Source organism: Bacillus cereus (assembly GCF_002561295.1).
In the GTDB taxonomy this organism is placed as follows: domain Bacteria; phylum Bacillota; class Bacilli; order Bacillales; family Bacillaceae_G; genus Bacillus_A; species Bacillus_A cereus_S.
The window spans coordinates 72,796-90,683 of the sequence record NZ_NTUG01000003.1 but is presented as its reverse complement, the minus strand read 5'-3'; the positions used below and the strand labels follow the sequence as shown (position 1 = coordinate 90,683).

Genomic DNA, 17,888 nt, shown 5'->3' with positions numbered 1-17,888 from the left:
AGAAAAACAACCATTCGATTTTGAATGGTTGTTTTTTGTTAGTGACGATATCCACTTATAGGACGATCAAACCAATTCCAAGGTTCAATATCTCCAAGAGTAGCATAGCGTACATGGGGTGAATTTTGTAATTTTAATAATTCTTTTGATGGGCCAGTAATGACAATGCCATATACTTTTACACCATTTTTTTTCACATATTCATAGCGCTTTTTCATATTTAATTCTTGTTTACTAAGCCAAGTAACTTTCTCAACAGTCTCTTCATGATTAGATAGAATGCGCATCATTTCTAAGACTTCATCTTCTTTTGTTTTTAGCTTTTTTTCTTCCACATCAAGTCGACCAATAAAATCAGGAAATCCGAAATTTGATAAAGGAAAATCATCTTCATTTACTCCTTCCACCCCTGTATCTAAAGCATACCATACAGGGGTTGGCGGCATCTCTTGCGCTTCAAATACACTATACAGAATGGGTTCTAATTCTTGTAATGTGTAAGCTTTATCAAAAGAAATCGCGAGTTCGGCTACGGTTCCCTCGTGTACTTTTTGCAATGCTTCCCATACCTTTGGGGAAGTTTCCTTGAAATGGTCAGTTTGTTTTAGTTTCGGATGAGCAAAGAAAAGGTTTTGTTCATATGCTGCTTCAGCCCACTGTTTTTCTATACGTACAGATGAGAAAAAACTATCAACTTGTAGAGTACCTAATTTGAATTCCTTCTTCCCAACTGTTTTTGCTAAGTGAATATCACTATGCATACGAAAGAAAGCCTCTACATTTGTCCCGCTACCAGCAATATGGCTATTTGGAATAGTTGCCTGCAATGCCAGTGCTGGCACGTCCGTAACTTCTTTTAGATTTTGTTCATCGTTCACTTGAAAATAAATAGTGGATAAGATGCCACCAACCATGTATATAGCCATACAAACTGCAAGTAGAAAAGATAAAGTTTGCAAACGATGCTTCCATTTAATCTTCCAAAATGGAACTTGAACATTCGAGATTGGCGGAAGTTTTTTCTTTGTTTTTTCTGTTTTCGCAAGTAATTCATCTAAATATGCTTCACATATTGTACAAGTTTCAATATGGTTTTCTAATTCTTCTTGTTCTTCAGTTGTAATCGTACCGTGCTCATATTTCTCCCAAAGCTCTTTGCACTTCATACAAGTCATGTATATCACTCCTTTGTCGGTCTTGTTTCTTTTCGGCCTCGGTGTAGTTCGATTTTCACTTTTGCTAATGTAAGCCCTGTCATCTCTGTAATTTCTTTATAAGAGAATCCATAGTAATCTCGTAGTAAAAGAACGTTTCGCCTAGCAATAGGAAGAGATGAGAGGCGTTGTAACCACTCTGCAATTTCATACTTTGTAAAATAGGCTTGTTCTGTACTTGGAACATCGGGTAAATGAAAATCTTCTAGCATCGTTGTCTTCTGTTTTGTTTCTTTTCGCTTCCAATCAATGAAAGCATGATAGGCGATTGTAAATAACCAAGGCCTAATTTCTTCACCTTTGTAATAGTCAATGTGGACGAGCGTCCGGTAAAAGGTTTCTTGCATTAAGTCTTCTGCTGAGTGGAAGTTTCCTGTTAGGGAGAGAAGATAGCGAAAAAGGTCATGCATATGTTGTTTATAAATGTCTTCAAGTGTGTGCTTGTTTTTCACTTATCTCCCTCCCTTCACTTATAACAACGAAATATATGTAAAAAAGTTACAAAGTTTTATAAAATAAAGTGAAACTTTAATCAGTAGGGAGTTTTATCCCCCACTGATTATTAGCCTTCACGAATCGGGCTTTTACGGGCAGTTGATTCCCTTTAGCTTCTTTGCTTTTGCTGAATGGTGGTCTTACTGCCCGTTAATGCGGGATAAAAGCAAAAAACGTCAAGAAAACAATTGTTTTTTCTTCTATCATAATACATATAAGGCGGGTGAACAGAGATGGAAAGCTATGAAACACAAATTCAAAGAACAATTGATTACATTGAAGAAGATGTAATGGAGAAACAAACATTAAGTGATTTGGCTCGTATTGCAGGATTCTCGGAATATCATTTTCATCGCGTATTCCAAGAGTTAGTAGGCGACACTGTTATGGAGTATGTTCGGAAGAGGAGGCTAGCCCGGGCAGCTTATCAGCTTTCTCATACGGAAGAAAAAATTATTGATATTGCGTTTGAACATGGATTTCAATCTCATGAAACATTTACCCGTGCCTTTAAAAAACTATTTCAGATGACGCCAAGTAACTATCGAAAGCAAGAGATTCAGACACCAATGTATTACAAAGTAAATGTGAAACAGAGAAAATTGAATCCATATTTAGGGGGAATACAAATGGAATTTCGTATTGAAACAAAACCAGCATTTTATGTAGCGGGATATGAGATGAAAACAACGAGTAAAGAAGGGAAAAACCTTACAGATATTCCGGTATTTTGGGATCGTTATTTGCAGAATAATCTAGCAGATCGCATTCCAAATCGTAAACATACAGACCAATATGTAGAACTTGGGATGTGCACAGATTTTCAGTTAGAAACAGGGGAGTTCACATATGTGATTGGAATGGAAGTAACAAGTTTTGACGGCGTACCAACTGAACTAGCACATCGCACGTTCCCAGAAGCAACGTATGCTGTATTTACAACGCCAAAAGTGCCGCATGAAGATATGGTGTCTTCTATTCAGCAAACGTGGAATGCGATTTTCACAGAATGGTTCCCGCATTCAGGGTATGAGCATGCGGGAGTGACAGAGTTTGAATTATACGATGAACGCTGTCATGCGGATAAGAGCGAGTTTGCGCAAGTAGAGATTTGGTTGCCAGTTCAGAAGAAACAGCAATAAGAAAGAAGAGAGAAAGTTTCCTAGGTTATAGGAAACTTTTTTTGTATGGATTTTGTTTTATTTTTGTAATATTGACAATATTTATTCTTCGTTGTTACGATGAAAATAACGTTGTAAAAATCGCATGAGAGAGGAGTGGGGGAAATGAATTACGAAATTTTAATAGAAGAAACAAGAGCGGATTTACTAGAAAATATTCATGTAGGTGTAATATGCGGTGTGGATGAGAAGAAAGAAGTGAACTATCAGGTAGGGAATATGGAACATAAAACGTATTTCCGCTCTGCGGCGAAACCGATTCAAGCGTTGCCTGCTTTTCTTGCGGGGATTGATAAAAAGTATGAACTTACGAAAGGGGAAGCAGCGTTACTGACAGCTTCTCATCGCGGAGAAAGTTACCATATTGAAGCGCTGGAGACGATGAAAACAAAGTTATTAATCAATGAAAATGAATTGTTTTGCCCGGCTGCTTATCCGTTAAACATGAAACCAAAGGAAGATATGCTTAGAAAAAATCTAGAGAAAAGAAAGCTATACCATAACTGCGCGGGCAAGCATATGGGGTTTATAACTGTATGCCGTGAATTAGGATACCCGGTAGAAGGGTATTGGAAAGCGGAGCATCCTCTTCAAGTGAACATACTGGATATTTTATCGTATTTATCTGAATGCCCACTTTCTGATATACATATTGGTGTAGATGGATGCGGTGTTCCTGTATTCGCTATTCCGTTACGAAACATGGCAATTACATATTTAAAGTTAGCATGTCCGCATTTCATTGAAGATATCGCTTTAAGAAATGCGGTAGAGAGAATGACGAGTGTAATGAATCAAGAGTATAAGATGGTTGCTTCTGAAAACTTTATTTGTTCCGCTTTATTAGAAGACTCAAATATTGTAGCAAAAGGCGGAGCGAAAGGTGTGTATTGCTTTGGTTTGAGAGAAGAGAAGCTGGGCTTTGCTTTAAAGGTACTAGATGGTTCGGAAGAGGTATGGCCTAATATTGTTGCTTCTATTTTGGAACAAATTCAATATACAAATAAAGAAACGATAACTCGGCTTCGTGCGTTGCATCCAGCGATTATGAAAAATAACGGTGGTATGGAAGTCGGTGCTCTTCAGGAAATGTTTATATTAAATAAAAAAGAACTTCCTAGATTTGGAGACTAGGAAGTTCTTTTGTTATTAGGAACGAGAGGAAACACCATATTAACAGTCGTCCCTTTTCCAAGCTCACTTTCAATAGAAATCGTACCGTTATGTGCAAGAACAAGCTGTTTTGTAATGGCTAAGCCAAGACCTGTTCCAGCATTATTTTCTTCTGTATTTGTGCCACGATAGTATCGGTCGAATAAAAGTTCTTTCGTTTGTTCATCCATTCCTTTCCCATTATCAGAAATAGAAAGTGTGAAAGAATGTTTATCTTGTCCAAGTTTGACAATCACATTTGTGGTTTCATTATTATGCTTTACGGCATTTGCTAGTAAATTCTCAATGATGCGCCTGAACCATTTCTCTTCAATGCAATAGTGGATAGACCCGGAACTAGGAACAAATTCAATGTTTTGGTTTTGAAGCGTCGGGTTGTTAATAAATTGCAATAGGACTTTTTGGACAAATTGATTGATCTCAGCTTTGACGCGTTGAGAGGGAATTGCGTTATTTTTTAATTGGTAAGTTAAGCTTAAATCATCAATTAACGTTGTCATATATTGAGATTTTTCTCGTATAACACGGCCAAAATCTTGAATGTCTTTATCAGTCCAGTTATATTGTTTCGATTCTAGTAAAAGGGAGTACCCATAAATCGAACTAAGTGGTGTTTTTAAATCATGGGTGAGGCCCGTAATCCATTCTTCACGTGTTTGCTCAATTACCTTTCGGATCGACTCATTTTTTTTGAGTGTAATCGTGAGGTGCTCTAGAGCGTTTGTGACATCTTTAAAGAGACGGAATGACCATTTTTCTTTGCCTGAGCGCCGGAAACGAATTGCCTTTCCTTTTTTACTGACAGGTTCTTCGTATGTTCCGCCCGCTATATTTTTAAGCCAGCGCATCGTATGTAATAGAGGTTTACCAAATTTTCTTCCATACCAAATAGAAAGAATAACTAAGTAGACAAACGCAATTAAAATAATCACGCCAAATCCTATGAAGATTTTTTTAATTAATACATCGTCATTCATATCAGATGGGTAATAACATTCATTTTTGACTGTTATAGTAAATAAGGTTTGATCTTCTGGATTATAAAGACTTGAGATATTTTCTTTATGATTCCAAGGCTCTTTTTCAGAAATGACAGCTTGAATAGCTGAAAAGGACTTTCGTTTTGTTTCCGGATAAGCAAAAATTTCTTCTCCTTTTGCATTAAATATTTGCAGTAAGGCACCATTTGTTGTAAGTTGTTTTTTTTCTTGTTCTGTTAGCGCGAATGTAGCTGATAATGGTGAAGCGTGTTTTTCTTTCAAGTTTTGGAGTATCGTATTACTTTTTAGTTTACCGCCATAAATGACAATTGCAGGTTTCTCTTTTACTTCAATGTCCCAATAAGTAAATTTGTAAGGACTTTGTATATGATGCTGTAAGTAAGCAACTAATGATGTTTTTGTATAAGAACCAGGAACATCTTCTGGAGTGTTGAAGTCATAGAGTACGTTTCCATTTTCATCAACAACTTGAAGCCAATCATTTTTTTTCTCAACTATTTCTTTTATTTCAGAACTTAATGTAACGCGTCCATTTTCTGAAGAAATATACTGAGAAATAGTAAAGTTATCAAACTCTGGAACATTTGAGTCGTAAAGGGTCGTACTAAAAAGATGCCCCAGGTAAGCGAAAGCGACGATTACTGCAATGAGCAAAGTAAACAAGACGAAAAGATGTTGGATAATAAATTGGATAATAAGTCTTCTACTTAAGTTCATAGCAGTCACCTACTTTGCAACAAACTTATAACCAAGTCCACGAATCGTTTTGATGTACTTCGGGTTACTTGGATCAAGTTCAATTTTTTCACGTAGTTTTCGAATATGAACCATGACGGTATTGTCATCACCGTTATAGGCAGGAGCACCCCATACTTTTTCATATATTTCTTCTTTTGAAAATACGTAATTCGGATGTTCGCAGAAAAAGAGTAATAATTGAAAAAGTTGAGCGGAACATTCCACAATTTCTCCATCTACTTGTAATTCAGCAGCATGTTTATCTATTTGGACCCTCCCAAATGAAAGGGTATATTCTTTTATTGTTTGTGGTGTTTGTTTCATATGTCTTCGGAGTTGTGCTTTCATACGAGCGACAACTTCAAGCGGGTTGAATGGTTTTGTAATATAGTCGTCAGCCCCGTATAAGAAACCAGATACTTTATCTAAATCAGATGATTTCGCTGTTAGAAAGAAAATGGGACAGTCCGTTTTTTGACGGATGATGGGACAAATATCAAAACCAGATTGTCCGGGAAGCATGACGTCTAAAATCATTAAATCAAAATGTTTTTGTTCTACTAAGAGTAAAGCTTCTTCAGCCGAAGTTGCCGTTGTAATATGAGAAAATCCTTCTTTTTGTAGAATGGTAGTTAATAGTTGTAAAATTGCTGTTTCATCATCAATAAGTAAAATGTTTGCATGATACAATTTGAATCGCCCCCCTATTTTCTTCGAATATCATAACATTTTCTTGTAAGTTATGGGATTTTTAAGGAAAATTTAAGGTTTTCTTAGCTTAAAAATAAGATTGGAATGATATGATAAATGTAACATAGGGGAGGAGATGGGGATGAATCCGTTTTGTTCAATGCGAGCCAGATATTTTTTTATTGTATTTGTACTCCTTTATTTGATTGAAAGCATCAGTAAACAAGTGCTAGAAAATACATTTCACATATCAATCTCTTCTTTTACAAGCATACTTACACTATACATATTTCCAAGCATTTGGTTATTCTACTACTGTAAGCGCCATCGTGTACCGTTCACTATGTTTATGAATAGAAGAGAATCGTTTAATCTTCTGCAAGTTTTTATGATTACAGGAATGTTATGTTTGTTTAGTTACGGATACCTTGTCTTATATATGTATAGCTTTGCATGGATTACACCAGATTTTGTGATAACTATATTACATGAACCGATTATAGGTAGTACAGGTGGATACGTATATCAATTTATCATAATCGTATTCGTAGCCCCAATTGTTGGTGAATTCGTATTTAGAGGATTTCTATTTCAGCGCTTTGCAGCGAAATGGGGAACGGGGAAAAGCATGGTGACGGTAGCACTTCTTTTTGGATGTGTGCACATTGACTTTTTCGGAGCAGCTATGTTTAGCATCGTCTTATCAGTTGTATACATGAGGACGCAGAGCTTACTGATGCCTATTAGTATTCATATATTAAACAATATGGTTGTATTTATTACATCTTTTATACTCAGTAAGGAAGAAATGATAAGCTTTGCGGATTATTTCACATACACTCCATTTTTTACAGGACTGCTTATCTTTATTATGGGATTAAATTTCGTACTGATCTTTTTATATATGAATCGTCGTTATATGAGTAAAGAAGTGCCGGTAGTATATACGAATAGAGTGAGAGAATTGTAGTTTAGATAACATAGAAAAAATAAAAGAGATATAAACCCTTTCTTTTTAGACGGGAGAGAGAATCTGTCTATGGATAGAAGCGGTCAGGGCCTATTTTAGCCACATGCCGCTTGAAAACAAAGGTGCAGGTCACCTTTTGTTCTCATAGCAGTGATTTATCCCGCTATTTGCGGGCTGTAATACTCCCACCTCAAAACTTAAGAAAATGCAAAGAAGTTTAGGTGGGAGATAAACAGCCCGTAAAAGCCCACTGATTGAAGTTTCACTTTATATGTTTGAAAATCAAATAAGATTTATATAGAAAGGAATGTATGTGATTCTATGAATGAAACGATGCGAGCGAATAAACTGTTTTATTTGATTATGGTGAGTTTAGTTGTGATTACGACAGTGAATGTAGGTTTTCGCTGGAATGAAGCATACTTTTTTATGTATTTAGCATTGCATATTTTAGGGCTTCTCTGTATTGGAGGCGGGATGGTAGTCGAGAAAAGAAGGGAAGATGGAATTAATTATATATGTGTACTTGGTCTTATACTACTTCTAGCTGTACAAGGAATTATGAAATATAGTTCCATTTCTTTTCAGGATTTAAATTTCTTTGTTTACATGTTTCAATAAGGGATGCTGATTCAAGCTTTCATTCGAAAGAAACCTCTTCATGATAGAAGAGGTTTTTGTCGCTATTTGACGAATGGTCGATATCCTTTGACGAATGGTCGATATCCTTTGTCGAATGGTCGATATATTCGAATTTGCGCCGATAAAAATTTATTTACCCCCTTATAATGCATCTTTAATTTTCTCAAGCACTTTTTGGCTGTTAAAGCCACGTTCTCCCATACCAAATACTTCAATTAAACGATCATTTTCATCGAGTAAATAGGAGTTTGAAGTATGAATATAAAGCCCGCTTCCAGGGTCGCGGTATTGAAAGTTAAATGTATTTGCTAGTTGTTTCGTTTCATCTGCATCACCGCGAAGTAAGTGCCATCCTTTTGTTTTTTTCATTTCAAATGTGTCCGCATATGCAGTTAAGATTTCCTTTGTATCGAACTTTGGGGCAATGGTAATTGTAATAAATTCAACCTTCGTTCCAAACAGTTTTTCCTTCTCTAATTCATCTCGTAAATGTTTCATTTTGTAGGTCGTAGCAGGACAAATATCAGGGCATTTTGTGTATATAAATTCTACGAGCTTAAGTTTCTTCGGTAGTTGATCAAAAGATAGCGTTGTACCATTTACATCCTCCATAACGATTCCGCGTGGTATTTCAGCAGAAGCTTTACGATAATCTGTAAAAAAGTAAATTCCAATTCCGATTACAATGATTAAACCTAATGTAAAAGTCATATAAATTTTTTTCAAGTTCTATCCCTCCCAAATTTATTTTATAAGAAAAATCCGAAAATTTATGAGGAGGGATTGAAAATTGCATGACAATTCGGTGGATTAGCTTGTTCTATTTTAGAAGGAACGAACTTACAATAATAAGAGACAGGCAGCATAGAGGAGGAGATACCGTGAAGAAGGTTGTTACATGGTCACTTTTTTTGTACGTTGGTTTTGCGCTATTTATATATTGGTATTTATTTGGATGGAATCATGAGATGATTCCAGATATGTATAAAGGCACAAGTGCGGATCCACAAACGTTTATGAGCGCAAGAGAACTTACATTAAGTCAAGATTACTCGCGCGTGAAAAATTTACTCTTTTTTTTAGCGACACCTTTGGAATGGATTATTTTATTGTTTGTTCTTGTTTTAGGGGTATCAAAGCGCTTTGAAAAGTGGTCAAAAGAAACGGTAAAAGTAAGGGTCATTCAAGTTGCGATCTATCTCTTTTATTTATCGTTACTTACAACTGTTCTTGCATTGCCGCTGCAATGGATAGGACATCAAGTATCAGTTAATTATGGTATTTCAACACAATCCACTGCGAGCTGGATTAAAGATCATGTCATCGATTTTTGGGTCAATTATATTATGATGTTTCTCATCGTTTCTGTTCTTTTATGGTTGATTCATAAATTCCCGAAGCGGTGGTGGTTAGCGGGATGGGCGTTATCTGTGCCATTTACAATTTTTTTAACGTTTGTACAGCCCGTTGTAATTGATCCACTATACAATGATTTTTCTACATTACAAAATAAAGAATTAGAAGATAAAATTTTAGCACTTGCTGATCGGGCGGATATTCCAGCTAATCATGTATATGAAGTGAACATGTCTGAAAAGACGAACGCGTTAAATGCATATGTAACGGGCATTGGATTAAATTCTCGGATTGTATTATGGAATACAACGCTCCAGCAACTGAAAGATAAAGAGATTTTATTTATTATGGCTCATGAAATGGGACATTACGTGATGAAACATATATATTTGGGTGTGGCAAGTTATATCGTATTAACGTTTATCGGGATGTATTTCATTAGTCGTATTATCAATATGTGTATACGCAAATGGGGAAGCACATTACAAATTTCAAAAGTAGCATGTTTTTCAGTTATACCACTGTTTTTTCTAATCTCTTCCGTATTGTCTTTCGCGGTAAGCCCGGCATCAAACTACGTATCTCGCATAGAGGAACGAGCTGCCGATCAATACGCATTAGATATGACGAAAGATGGAAAGTCTGGTGTGAAAACGTTCCAATATTTATCGAAAACAAGTTTAAGCCAAGTCAATCCACCAGCGTTAGTGAAGTTTTTCTTATATACACATCCACCAATTTTTGAAAGAATCCATACATTTGAGCAGTATGAGAAAGAAAAGAAATGAGAAGCAGCGCGTGCGCTGCTTCTTTATTTTATAATGCTAGTTTATGAAGTCTTTTTAATCAAACACAAAAGTGTCTAGGATTGAGAGGCTTAAAAAATCATTCTCGGGATCTATATTTCTTTAGTTATATCATATTTCAACAATTGTCGTGTATCATAGAACTTCTCATAAATAATACCTATTAAATAGAAAAATAATAGACCGAAACAAATATGAATGAGTGTAAATTTAGCTCCAAATGAAGAAAATTCATATACAATAACCGGTAATTTTGCAGTTGTCCAAACTCCTAAAAAAAATACAATGTATCGTATGCTCGCTCCTTTTTTTAATAAAAGTGCCGCGATTGGAAAAGCAACATAGAGGGGACCAGCTGCAATTCCTCCTAATAATAGGGAAAACAGGATGCCATAGATGCCAGATTTTTTTCCCATATATTTAATTAGTGTTTCTTTCTTCACCCACTGGTCAAGCAATCCTACGAATAGTAAGACAGGAGGAAGTAGAAACAGCATATCTAAAATACTTTTTCCTGTTAATTGCAATGCGTTCCATCCCAACGATTGGTTTATAAAAGTCAATATAATGAGTCCCAATAGTAAAATGAAAAAGAAACGATATCTTTTTAATTCATTCATACCATCACCACCCAAATAATATACGAGAATATGAGAGACATTAACAATGCGGATGCATTACGAGAATAAGCAAAACTTCGCCCAAAAATCTTTTGTTCCATCGGTAAAGTTGTGATTCCTACTGACATTAATGTAGACATTAATGCCGCAACTTGAGGAAGGCCCGCACCATTTTGGACTAATGTATTTCCAAGAGGAAACACGACAAAGCTTGGAATGAGTGCAACAGAGCCAATTATTGCTGAATAAATAATACCGATGAATCCAGATTTTTGCCCAATGATGGAAGAAATGAAGGAAGGCGTTAATATAGAGAGTGATAGTCCAACGAAAAGCATAATTGATAGCATAGAAGGTATAAGATTACGAAACATTTTCCATGACTTTAATAGAGCATCTTTTGTTTTATTCCGATCTTTTATAAAAGAAATGCTGATAAGAATAATGGCTAAAGTGTAAAGGATAGCGCCATTAATCATGATTAGACTCTTTCCAGTCTTTATATTTGTCCAAGAAAAATGATAAGTTTTTAATTTTTTCTTCAATATCTATTTGAAACTCTTCTAATTGTCTTTTTCCCACTGTAGTAATTTTGTACATCTTTCTTGGCTTATCTTGATTAGATGTGTCCAAATAAGATTCAACAGCACCTTCGTTTTCTAATTTTTTGAGTGTACGATATATAATGGCACTATCAATTGGATTGATGGGAAGCTCTTCCTCACATCTCTGCAGAAGTTTCCCTCCATAACTATCTCCCTCTGCTAAAAACAGCAAAAGAAATGCACCTGTATGTCTCCCTGTATGTTTCATCAAACATCTAACCTCCTTCATGAAATGTGAAAAATGGATTTGTTATCATAACAGTAACGTACTGTTAGTAACATTATACTGTTAATGACAGTATAATGTTACTGGCAGTATAACCTTAATGTAATTTCATGTCAATTCTAAAATGCACAACATGTTTTTGACCAAGCTTTATTCTAAAGCTACAATAGGATCCGTCCATGAGTAGAAGCGGTCCGTGCCTATTTTCGTCCCGTGCCATGGGAAAACAAAAGGGAGGATATCGATTTTTGTTTACATAGCCGTGATGTAGATGTTAGAAAAATTGAAATAGATTGTTTAGGGGAAATATCGTTATGTAAAATATGGTAAAATGTAAAAGGGAGGTAGTGAAAATGAAGGCGTACATGAGGAAAACGAGTACTTCTATGTTGACTTTACTCATCTTCATTTTTGTTTTGTTTGTCACGATGGTATTTTATATTGTAAGAGGAATGCGTATTGCCGGTGCTACCTCATAAGAAAAGACTTAAGTGTAGGTCGAAAGTTTAGAAGATTAAGAAATTTAATGCGTGAATGCGTGCTTCAAATTAATGGGGGTTGTTTATATTGTTTCAAAAGAGCGCTACGAATATGTTATTCCAAACAAAATCATTACCAGCTATAAAAATGATCATATCGATGTCTATTTTTGGTTCAATCGGATTTTTTTCAGTGAAAACAAATTTACCATCGTTTGAATTAGTATTTGTTCGTTGTATTTGTGCCACGCTATTTTTAACGTTATGTTGGATTGTGACAGGTCAGTTTAAAGAAGAAAAGTGGAACAGAAAAGAAGTGCTACAAATATTAGCGTGTGGTGTTTTTCTTGTTTTTAACTGGGTTTTTCTGTTCAAAGCTTTCGAAGTTATGTCAGTGACGATTGCGATTTCTGTGTATCATCTGGCGCCAATTATCGTATTAATCATTGGGAGTATCGTGTTTAAAGAAAAGTTAACCATGTTATCTATTATTTCGATTGTTATTTGTTTTCTCGGTACGATTTTAGTAGCAGGAGTAGATGGTAACGTTTCTTTAGAGAAGTTAATGTCTTCTGGAATGGTTTGGGCATTACTTGCAGCGTTATTCTATGCATTTACGACCTTGTTAGGAAAAGGAATTAAACAAACAAGTGCATATGCGATGACGTTTTTACAAACTTTTTTAGGGATATTTCTATTATTACCATTTGTAGACTTTGGAGAATTTCAAGGGTTAACAGAGAGTAATTGGATTGCGATTACAGCGACCGGGCTCATTCATACAGGCTTTGTTTATTATTTGTTTTTTGATAGTTTAAGAGATTTACCAACACGGCTTATTTCTGTATTGGTGTTTTTGGACCCAGGTGTAGCAATTCTATTGGATACAGTATTTACGGGATTTCGTCCGACTACAATGCAAGTTGTTGGCATGATTCTTATTTTTGCTGGAATGGCCTTTACTTTTTGGAAACCGAAGACAGAAACGGTTGTACAAGAAGAAAAAGCGTATTCAGAAGGGTAGTATTACATAAAGTGAAACTTTAATCAGTGGGGATTCTTTATTCCCCACTGATTATTAGCCTTCACCAATCGGGCTTTTACGAGCAGTTGATCCCCGACCTATCTTCTTTAGAAAAGCGGAAGCAGTTCTCTCTGAATCTTGAGGTGAGGATCTTACTGCTCGTTAATGCGGGATAAAGTGAACTTTCACAGTTGTTATATAACAACTGTGTTTTTTTTATTTGCAAAGAGTAACAGATGGGGGGATTGAAACAGGTGTCAAATGTGATGATACTGCCGTTTGGTCGCTATTAAAGTAATGTTTTTGTATAAATGGATGTTGTAAAAAGGAATTAATTTTCAAAAAAATACCTTCCTTTTCTGAAAATTTGTTATATAATATAAAACATAAAATCAAATCTGTTATAAAACAGTTTTAAAAGGAGATGCTAATATGTCGACGCAAACTTCACGGGTTACATTCACTCTGGAAGTATTACCGGCGTATGGAGAAATTTTGACACCAGAAGCGCTCACTTTTTTAAAAGAGCTGCATGAGAATTTTAATACACGCCGTAAAGACTTACTGCAAAAACGTGTGGAAAAGCAAAAAAGGATTGATGCAGGGGAGTTTCCAAGCTTTTTATCAGAAACAGCACATGTACGTGCCGGAGATTGGACAATTGCCCCGCTCCCAAAAGATTTAGAAGATCGCCGGGTGGAGATTACTGGTCCAGTAGATCGTAAGATGGTGATCAACGCTTTAAATTCAGGTGCTCATCTTTTTATGGCAGACTTTGAAGATTCTAATTCACCGACGTGGCATAATGCGATAGATGGCCAGATTAATTTAAGAGATGCTGTGAAGGGAACGATTTCATATAAGAACCCGAGCGGAAAGGAATACCGCCTAGGAGATAAAACTGCTGTACTGATTGTTCGTCCGCGCGGTTGGCATTTAGAAGAAAAACATATGTTAGTTGATGGAGAGAAGATGTCAGGTAGTCTCGTTGATTTTGGTTTGTACTTTTTTCATAATGCGAAAACATTATTAGAAAAAGGAAGCGGACCTTATTTTTACTTACCGAAGATGGAGAGTTATTTAGAAGCAAGATTGTGGAATGACGTTTTTATTTTTGCGCAGAAGTATATCGGGATTCCAAACGGGACGATTAAAGCAACTGTCTTAATCGAAACGATCCACGCTTCTTTTGAAATGGATGAAATTTTATATGAACTTCGTGACCATTCAGCCGGACTGAATTGCGGGCGCTGGGATTATATTTTCAGTTTCTTAAAAAGTTTTCGGAATCATAACGAATTCTTGCTTCCAGATCGAGCGCAAGTTACGATGACGACGCCGTTTATGCGCTCGTATTCTTTAAAGGTAATTCAAACGTGCCATCGCCGAAATGCACCGGCAATTGGCGGAATGGCAGCGCAAATTCCGATTAAAAATAATCCGGAAGCAAATGAAGCAGCTTTTGAAAAGGTGCGTATGGATAAAGAACGTGAGGCTTTAGATGGGCATGATGGGACTTGGGTTGCCCACCCGGGACTTGTACCGGTTGCTATGGAAGTATTCAATCACATTATGAAAACACCGAATCAAATTTTTAGAAAACGTGAAGAAATATATATAACAGAAAAAGATTTATTAGAAGTACCTATGGGAACGATTACAGAAGAAGGGCTTCGCATGAATATTAGCGTTGGCATTCAATATATCGCATCGTGGTTAAGTGGCCGCGGAGCAGCACCGATTTACAATTTGATGGAAGATGCAGCGACTGCAGAGATTTCACGAGCGCAAGTATGGCAATGGATTCGCCATGAAGGCGGGAAACTACATGACGGTCGTAACATTACATTTGCTTTAGTGGAAGCACTTAAGGCAGAAGAGTTAGCGAAAATAGAGCGAGAGATTGGCAAGGAGCAATTTGAGAATGGTAGATTCATAGAAGCAACAAAGCTCTTTACTCATTTCATTCGTAGTGATGAGTTTGAAACATTTTTAACATTACCAGGTTATGAGATTTTATAAATTGAAAAGGGGATGGAAGAGATGACAAACGAAAGAGTACAAAAGTTACAAGAAAGCTGGGAGTTAGATAAGCGCTGGAAAGGGGTAACACGTCCTTATTCGGCTGAGGATGTTATTCGTCTTCGCGGGTCAATTGATATTGAACATACGCTAGCACGTAAGGGAGCAGAAAAACTTTGGCAATCGCTTCATACAGAAGATTATATTAATGCGCTCGGTGCATTAACAGGAAATCAAGCGATGCAACAAGTAAAAGCAGGATTAAAAGCAATTTATTTAAGCGGCTGGCAAGTGGCAGCGGATGCCAATTTATCTGGGCATATGTATCCGGATCAAAGTTTATATCCAGCAAACAGTGTACCAGCTGTTGTAAAACGTATTAATCAAACGTTGCAACGTGCGGATCAAATTCAGCATATGGAAGGAAGCGGTGATACAGATTATTTCGTCCCGATTGTTGCCGATGCAGAAGCAGGATTTGGCGGGCAATTAAACGTGTTTGAATTAATGAAAGGTATGATCGAAGCAGGTGCATCAGGCGTGCACTTTGAAGACCAGTTATCTTCAGAGAAAAAATGCGGACATTTAGGTGGAAAAGTGTTACTACCAACGCAAACAGCGGTACGTAATTTGATTTCTGCGCGCTTAGCAGCGGATGTAATGGGAACACCGACCATTATTGTAGCGAGAACGGATGCAGATGCAGCCGATTTAATTACGAGCGATATTGATCCAGTTGATCAAGAATTTATTACAGGAGAGAGAACACCAGAAGGTTTCTACCGGACAAAAGCAGGACTTGACCAAGCAATTGCGCGCGGTTTAGCATATGCGCCGTATGCAGACCTTGTTTGGTGTGAAACATCTGAACCGAATTTAGAAGATGCGAAGCGTTTTGCAGAAGCAATTCATGCGAAATATCCAGGGAAATTACTAGCGTATAACTGTTCACCGTCCTTTAACTGGAAACAAAAACTAGATGAAAAAACAATTGCAACATTCCAAAAAGAAATCGCTTCATACGGATATAAGTTCCAATTCGTAACACTAGCAGGATTCCATTCATTAAACTACGGTATGTTTGAACTTGCACGCGGTTATAAAGAGCGCGGCATGGCGGCGTATTCTGAACTGCAACAAGCAGAATTTGCGGCAGAAGAGCACGGCTACTCTGCAACGCGCCATCAACGCGAAGTTGGAACGGGTTACTTTGATGAAGTAGCGCAAGTGATTACAGGCGGAACATCCTCTACAACGGCTTTAAAAGGATCTACGGAAGAAGCACAGTTTACGAAGTAAGTGATGAGGCGGGTGCCATGTAAGGTACCCGCTTTTATTTTTGATTGGCGAAAGTGTTCTAGTGACGCTGGTACCAAAAATTAGAAGGAATATTTTCAAAAAATATTGTACATTCTATTTTAAGTATGCTATGATTATCTCAGTTGAATAACTAAATCAAGCAATCCATATATTATCAAGTGCTGAAAACGAACGAGAAAAAGATATGTGAGACCTGTTTTAATTTTCGTATTTGATAATGTGTGGATTCTTTTTTTACGTATGAAGACTAAAAAAATAATATGTATTTTCTTAGGAGGAAATAATCATGGCAGTAACAGGACAAGTAAAATGGTTTAACAACGAAAAAGGCTTCGGTTTCATCGAAGTTCCAGGCGAAAACGACGTATTCGTACACTTCTCTGCAATCGAAACTGAAGGTTTCAAATCTTTAGAAGAAGGCCAAAAAGTTAGCTTCGAAATCGAAGAAGGTAACCGTGGACCTCAAGCTAAAAACGTTATCAAACTATAATTTTATAGTTCGTGATGAGAAAAGGATGGCTTATGCCATCCTTTTTTTGTTTGTTTGAAAATAAGTGCTGATACGATTTTGTTATGTCGATTTTTGTTGAATGGTTGATATCCTTTGTCGAATCGCCGATATATTTGAAAAAGCGCTGATAAAATGCAAGTGTAATCATTGGAGGTCTTTCAAGCTGCTCTTTTTCCCCTTCTTACTACACTTAGGGCATTTCGTTTTACGAAATGGCTTCGCAAATAGTAGTAAAAGACAAAATAAACCGATCATAATACTAGCTGAATTTTTCACGATAACGATGCTACTATTTTCCATTTTGATTATTGATTGATCATGTTTTTCTTCCATAATGGACCCCCGTCTATCGAATTTATCCCGCTATTTGCGAGCGGTAATACTCTCACCTCAAAATTCAGCGAAAGCAATGTCCAGTTTAAACGTCCTACGATTTTGAACGAGTTGCTTCCACTTTTCTAAAGAAAGTAGGTGGGAGGTAAACTGCCCGTAAAAGCCCGGTTGGTGCGAGCTGATTAAATTTTCACTTTATACGTATTATAGCAAAGAAGTGAGGTTTGGGATGAAGAAAATCTACGTCTATTCAATTTTCACTTTATAAATCAGAGTTTTGTAGTAGCTATTTTGTTATCACTTATAATAATATGTTACAAATGTTTCAAAAAGAAAAGATTGTATTTTTCTATAGGCATTCATCTTTTTAAGTTAAGAGAATATGTAGATTTCATATAGATATTTATATGAAGGGATATTATGAAACTTTAAAGTTTTATAAGAAAATGTAAAATATTTGAAAAAATAATCTATTTTGGATT

19 protein-coding genes are annotated in these 17,888 nt (G+C 36.3%); 10 read left to right on the top strand and 9 right to left on the bottom strand.

Features of this window, described 5'->3' with window-relative positions; translation table 11 throughout:
• Positions 1-38: 38 nt before the first annotated feature.
• Together CN373_RS02440 and CN373_RS02435 are read right to left on the bottom strand one after the other, a co-directional pair.
• Positions 39-1,175, bottom strand: a complete 1,137-nt coding sequence (locus tag CN373_RS02440) for an anti-sigma factor (RefSeq protein WP_000128315.1) — start codon at positions 1,173-1,175, stop codon at positions 39-41.
• Positions 1,176-1,180: 5 nt separating this feature from the next.
• Positions 1,181-1,666: an RNA polymerase sigma factor gene (locus tag CN373_RS02435; RefSeq protein ID WP_000790877.1), complete on the bottom strand. Its 486-nt coding sequence runs from the start codon at positions 1,664-1,666 to the stop codon at positions 1,181-1,183.
• Between the two features lie 276 nt (positions 1,667-1,942).
• On the opposite strand from CN373_RS02435, the gene CN373_RS02430 reads away from it, so the two are divergent.
• Entirely contained in the window at positions 1,943-2,851 is a 909-nt protein-coding gene (locus tag CN373_RS02430; RefSeq protein ID WP_098358754.1) for an AraC family transcriptional regulator, read from the top strand.
• A gap of 144 nt (positions 2,852-2,995) precedes the next feature.
• Complete coding sequence (locus tag CN373_RS02425) at positions 2,996-4,024, top strand: asparaginase (protein WP_098358753.1); 1,029 nt, start codon at positions 2,996-2,998, stop codon at positions 4,022-4,024.
• Here CN373_RS02425 and CN373_RS02420 read toward each other — a convergent pair.
• Entirely contained in the window at positions 4,021-5,781 is a 1,761-nt protein-coding gene (locus CN373_RS02420) for a sensor histidine kinase (protein WP_001054384.1), read from the bottom strand. The genes CN373_RS02425 and CN373_RS02420 overlap by 4 nt on opposite strands.
• A 9-nt stretch (positions 5,782-5,790) precedes the next feature.
• On the bottom strand, positions 5,791-6,492 hold the full coding sequence (locus tag CN373_RS02415) for a response regulator transcription factor (protein ID WP_098358752.1): 702 nt from the start codon (positions 6,490-6,492) through the stop codon (positions 5,791-5,793).
• Positions 6,493-6,634: 142 nt separating this feature from the next.
• On the opposite strand from CN373_RS02415, the gene CN373_RS02410 reads away from it, so the two are divergent.
• Both CN373_RS02410 and CN373_RS02405 read left to right on the top strand, forming a co-directional pair.
• Positions 6,635-7,462, top strand: coding sequence for a CPBP family intramembrane glutamic endopeptidase (locus CN373_RS02410; protein ID WP_001067766.1), 828 nt, complete (start codon positions 6,635-6,637; stop codon positions 7,460-7,462).
• Between the two features lie 321 nt (positions 7,463-7,783).
• Positions 7,784-8,083, top strand: a complete 300-nt coding sequence (locus CN373_RS02405) for a hypothetical protein (RefSeq protein ID WP_001006352.1) — start codon at positions 7,784-7,786, stop codon at positions 8,081-8,083.
• 162 nt (positions 8,084-8,245) lie between these two features.
• Here CN373_RS02405 and CN373_RS02400 read toward each other — a convergent pair whose 3' ends face one another.
• Complete coding sequence (locus tag CN373_RS02400) at positions 8,246-8,830, bottom strand: SCO family protein (RefSeq protein ID WP_098358751.1); 585 nt, start codon at positions 8,828-8,830, stop codon at positions 8,246-8,248.
• A 155-nt stretch (positions 8,831-8,985) separates the two neighbouring features.
• Between CN373_RS02400 and CN373_RS02395 the strand changes: the two genes are divergently transcribed.
• Positions 8,986-10,248, top strand: coding sequence for a M48 family metallopeptidase (locus CN373_RS02395; protein WP_098358750.1), 1,263 nt, complete (start codon positions 8,986-8,988; stop codon positions 10,246-10,248).
• A 110-nt stretch (positions 10,249-10,358) separates the two neighbouring features.
• On the opposite strand, the gene CN373_RS02390 is transcribed toward CN373_RS02395, so the two are convergent.
• Genes CN373_RS02390 through CN373_RS02380 form a run of 3 tightly spaced genes read right to left on the bottom strand, consistent with a single transcriptional unit; the run spans position 10,359 to position 11,699 of the window.
• Positions 10,359-10,886: a permease gene (locus tag CN373_RS02390; RefSeq protein ID WP_111901851.1), complete on the bottom strand. Its 528-nt coding sequence runs from the start codon at positions 10,884-10,886 to the stop codon at positions 10,359-10,361.
• A complete protein-coding gene (locus CN373_RS02385; protein ID WP_000606927.1) occupies positions 10,883-11,365 on the bottom strand; it encodes a hypothetical protein in 483 nt (160 codons plus the stop codon). The genes CN373_RS02390 and CN373_RS02385 overlap by 4 nt, the downstream gene beginning before the upstream one ends.
• Positions 11,358-11,699 (bottom strand): PadR family transcriptional regulator, encoded by a 342-nt coding sequence (locus CN373_RS02380; RefSeq protein WP_002055979.1) that lies wholly within the window; start codon positions 11,697-11,699, stop codon positions 11,358-11,360. Before CN373_RS02380 ends, CN373_RS02385 begins: the two co-directional genes overlap by 8 nt.
• Positions 11,700-12,070: 371 nt before the next feature.
• Here CN373_RS02380 and CN373_RS25990 point away from each other — a divergent pair, with 371 nt between their 5' ends.
• The 5 genes from CN373_RS25990 (at position 12,071) to cspA (ending at position 17,052) form a co-directional block, all read left to right on the top strand.
• A complete protein-coding gene (locus tag CN373_RS25990; protein WP_269719399.1) occupies positions 12,071-12,196 on the top strand; it encodes a hypothetical protein in 126 nt (41 codons plus the stop codon).
• 112 nt (positions 12,197-12,308) lie between these two features.
• Positions 12,309-13,220 (top strand): DMT family transporter, encoded by a 912-nt coding sequence (locus tag CN373_RS02375; protein ID WP_002055976.1) that lies wholly within the window; start codon positions 12,309-12,311, stop codon positions 13,218-13,220.
• A 432-nt stretch (positions 13,221-13,652) separates the two neighbouring features.
• On the top strand, positions 13,653-15,242 hold the full coding sequence (gene aceB / locus CN373_RS02370) for a malate synthase A (protein ID WP_000107296.1): 1,590 nt from the start codon (positions 13,653-13,655) through the stop codon (positions 15,240-15,242).
• A 21-nt stretch (positions 15,243-15,263) separates the two neighbouring features.
• Positions 15,264-16,541, top strand: a complete 1,278-nt coding sequence (gene aceA / locus CN373_RS02365) for an isocitrate lyase (protein WP_000180689.1) — start codon at positions 15,264-15,266, stop codon at positions 16,539-16,541.
• A gap of 307 nt (positions 16,542-16,848) precedes the next feature.
• Positions 16,849-17,052, top strand: coding sequence for an RNA chaperone/antiterminator CspA (gene cspA, locus CN373_RS02360; protein ID WP_000301522.1), 204 nt, complete (start codon positions 16,849-16,851; stop codon positions 17,050-17,052).
• A 165-nt stretch (positions 17,053-17,217) separates the two neighbouring features.
• Here the strand turns inward: cspA and CN373_RS02350 are convergent, their stop codons facing one another.
• Positions 17,218-17,406 carry a hypothetical protein gene (locus CN373_RS02350; RefSeq protein WP_000391468.1) on the bottom strand — a complete coding sequence of 63 codons (189 nt, stop codon included), beginning with the start codon at positions 17,404-17,406 and terminating at the stop codon, positions 17,218-17,220.
• Positions 17,407-17,888 lie beyond the last annotated feature (482 nt).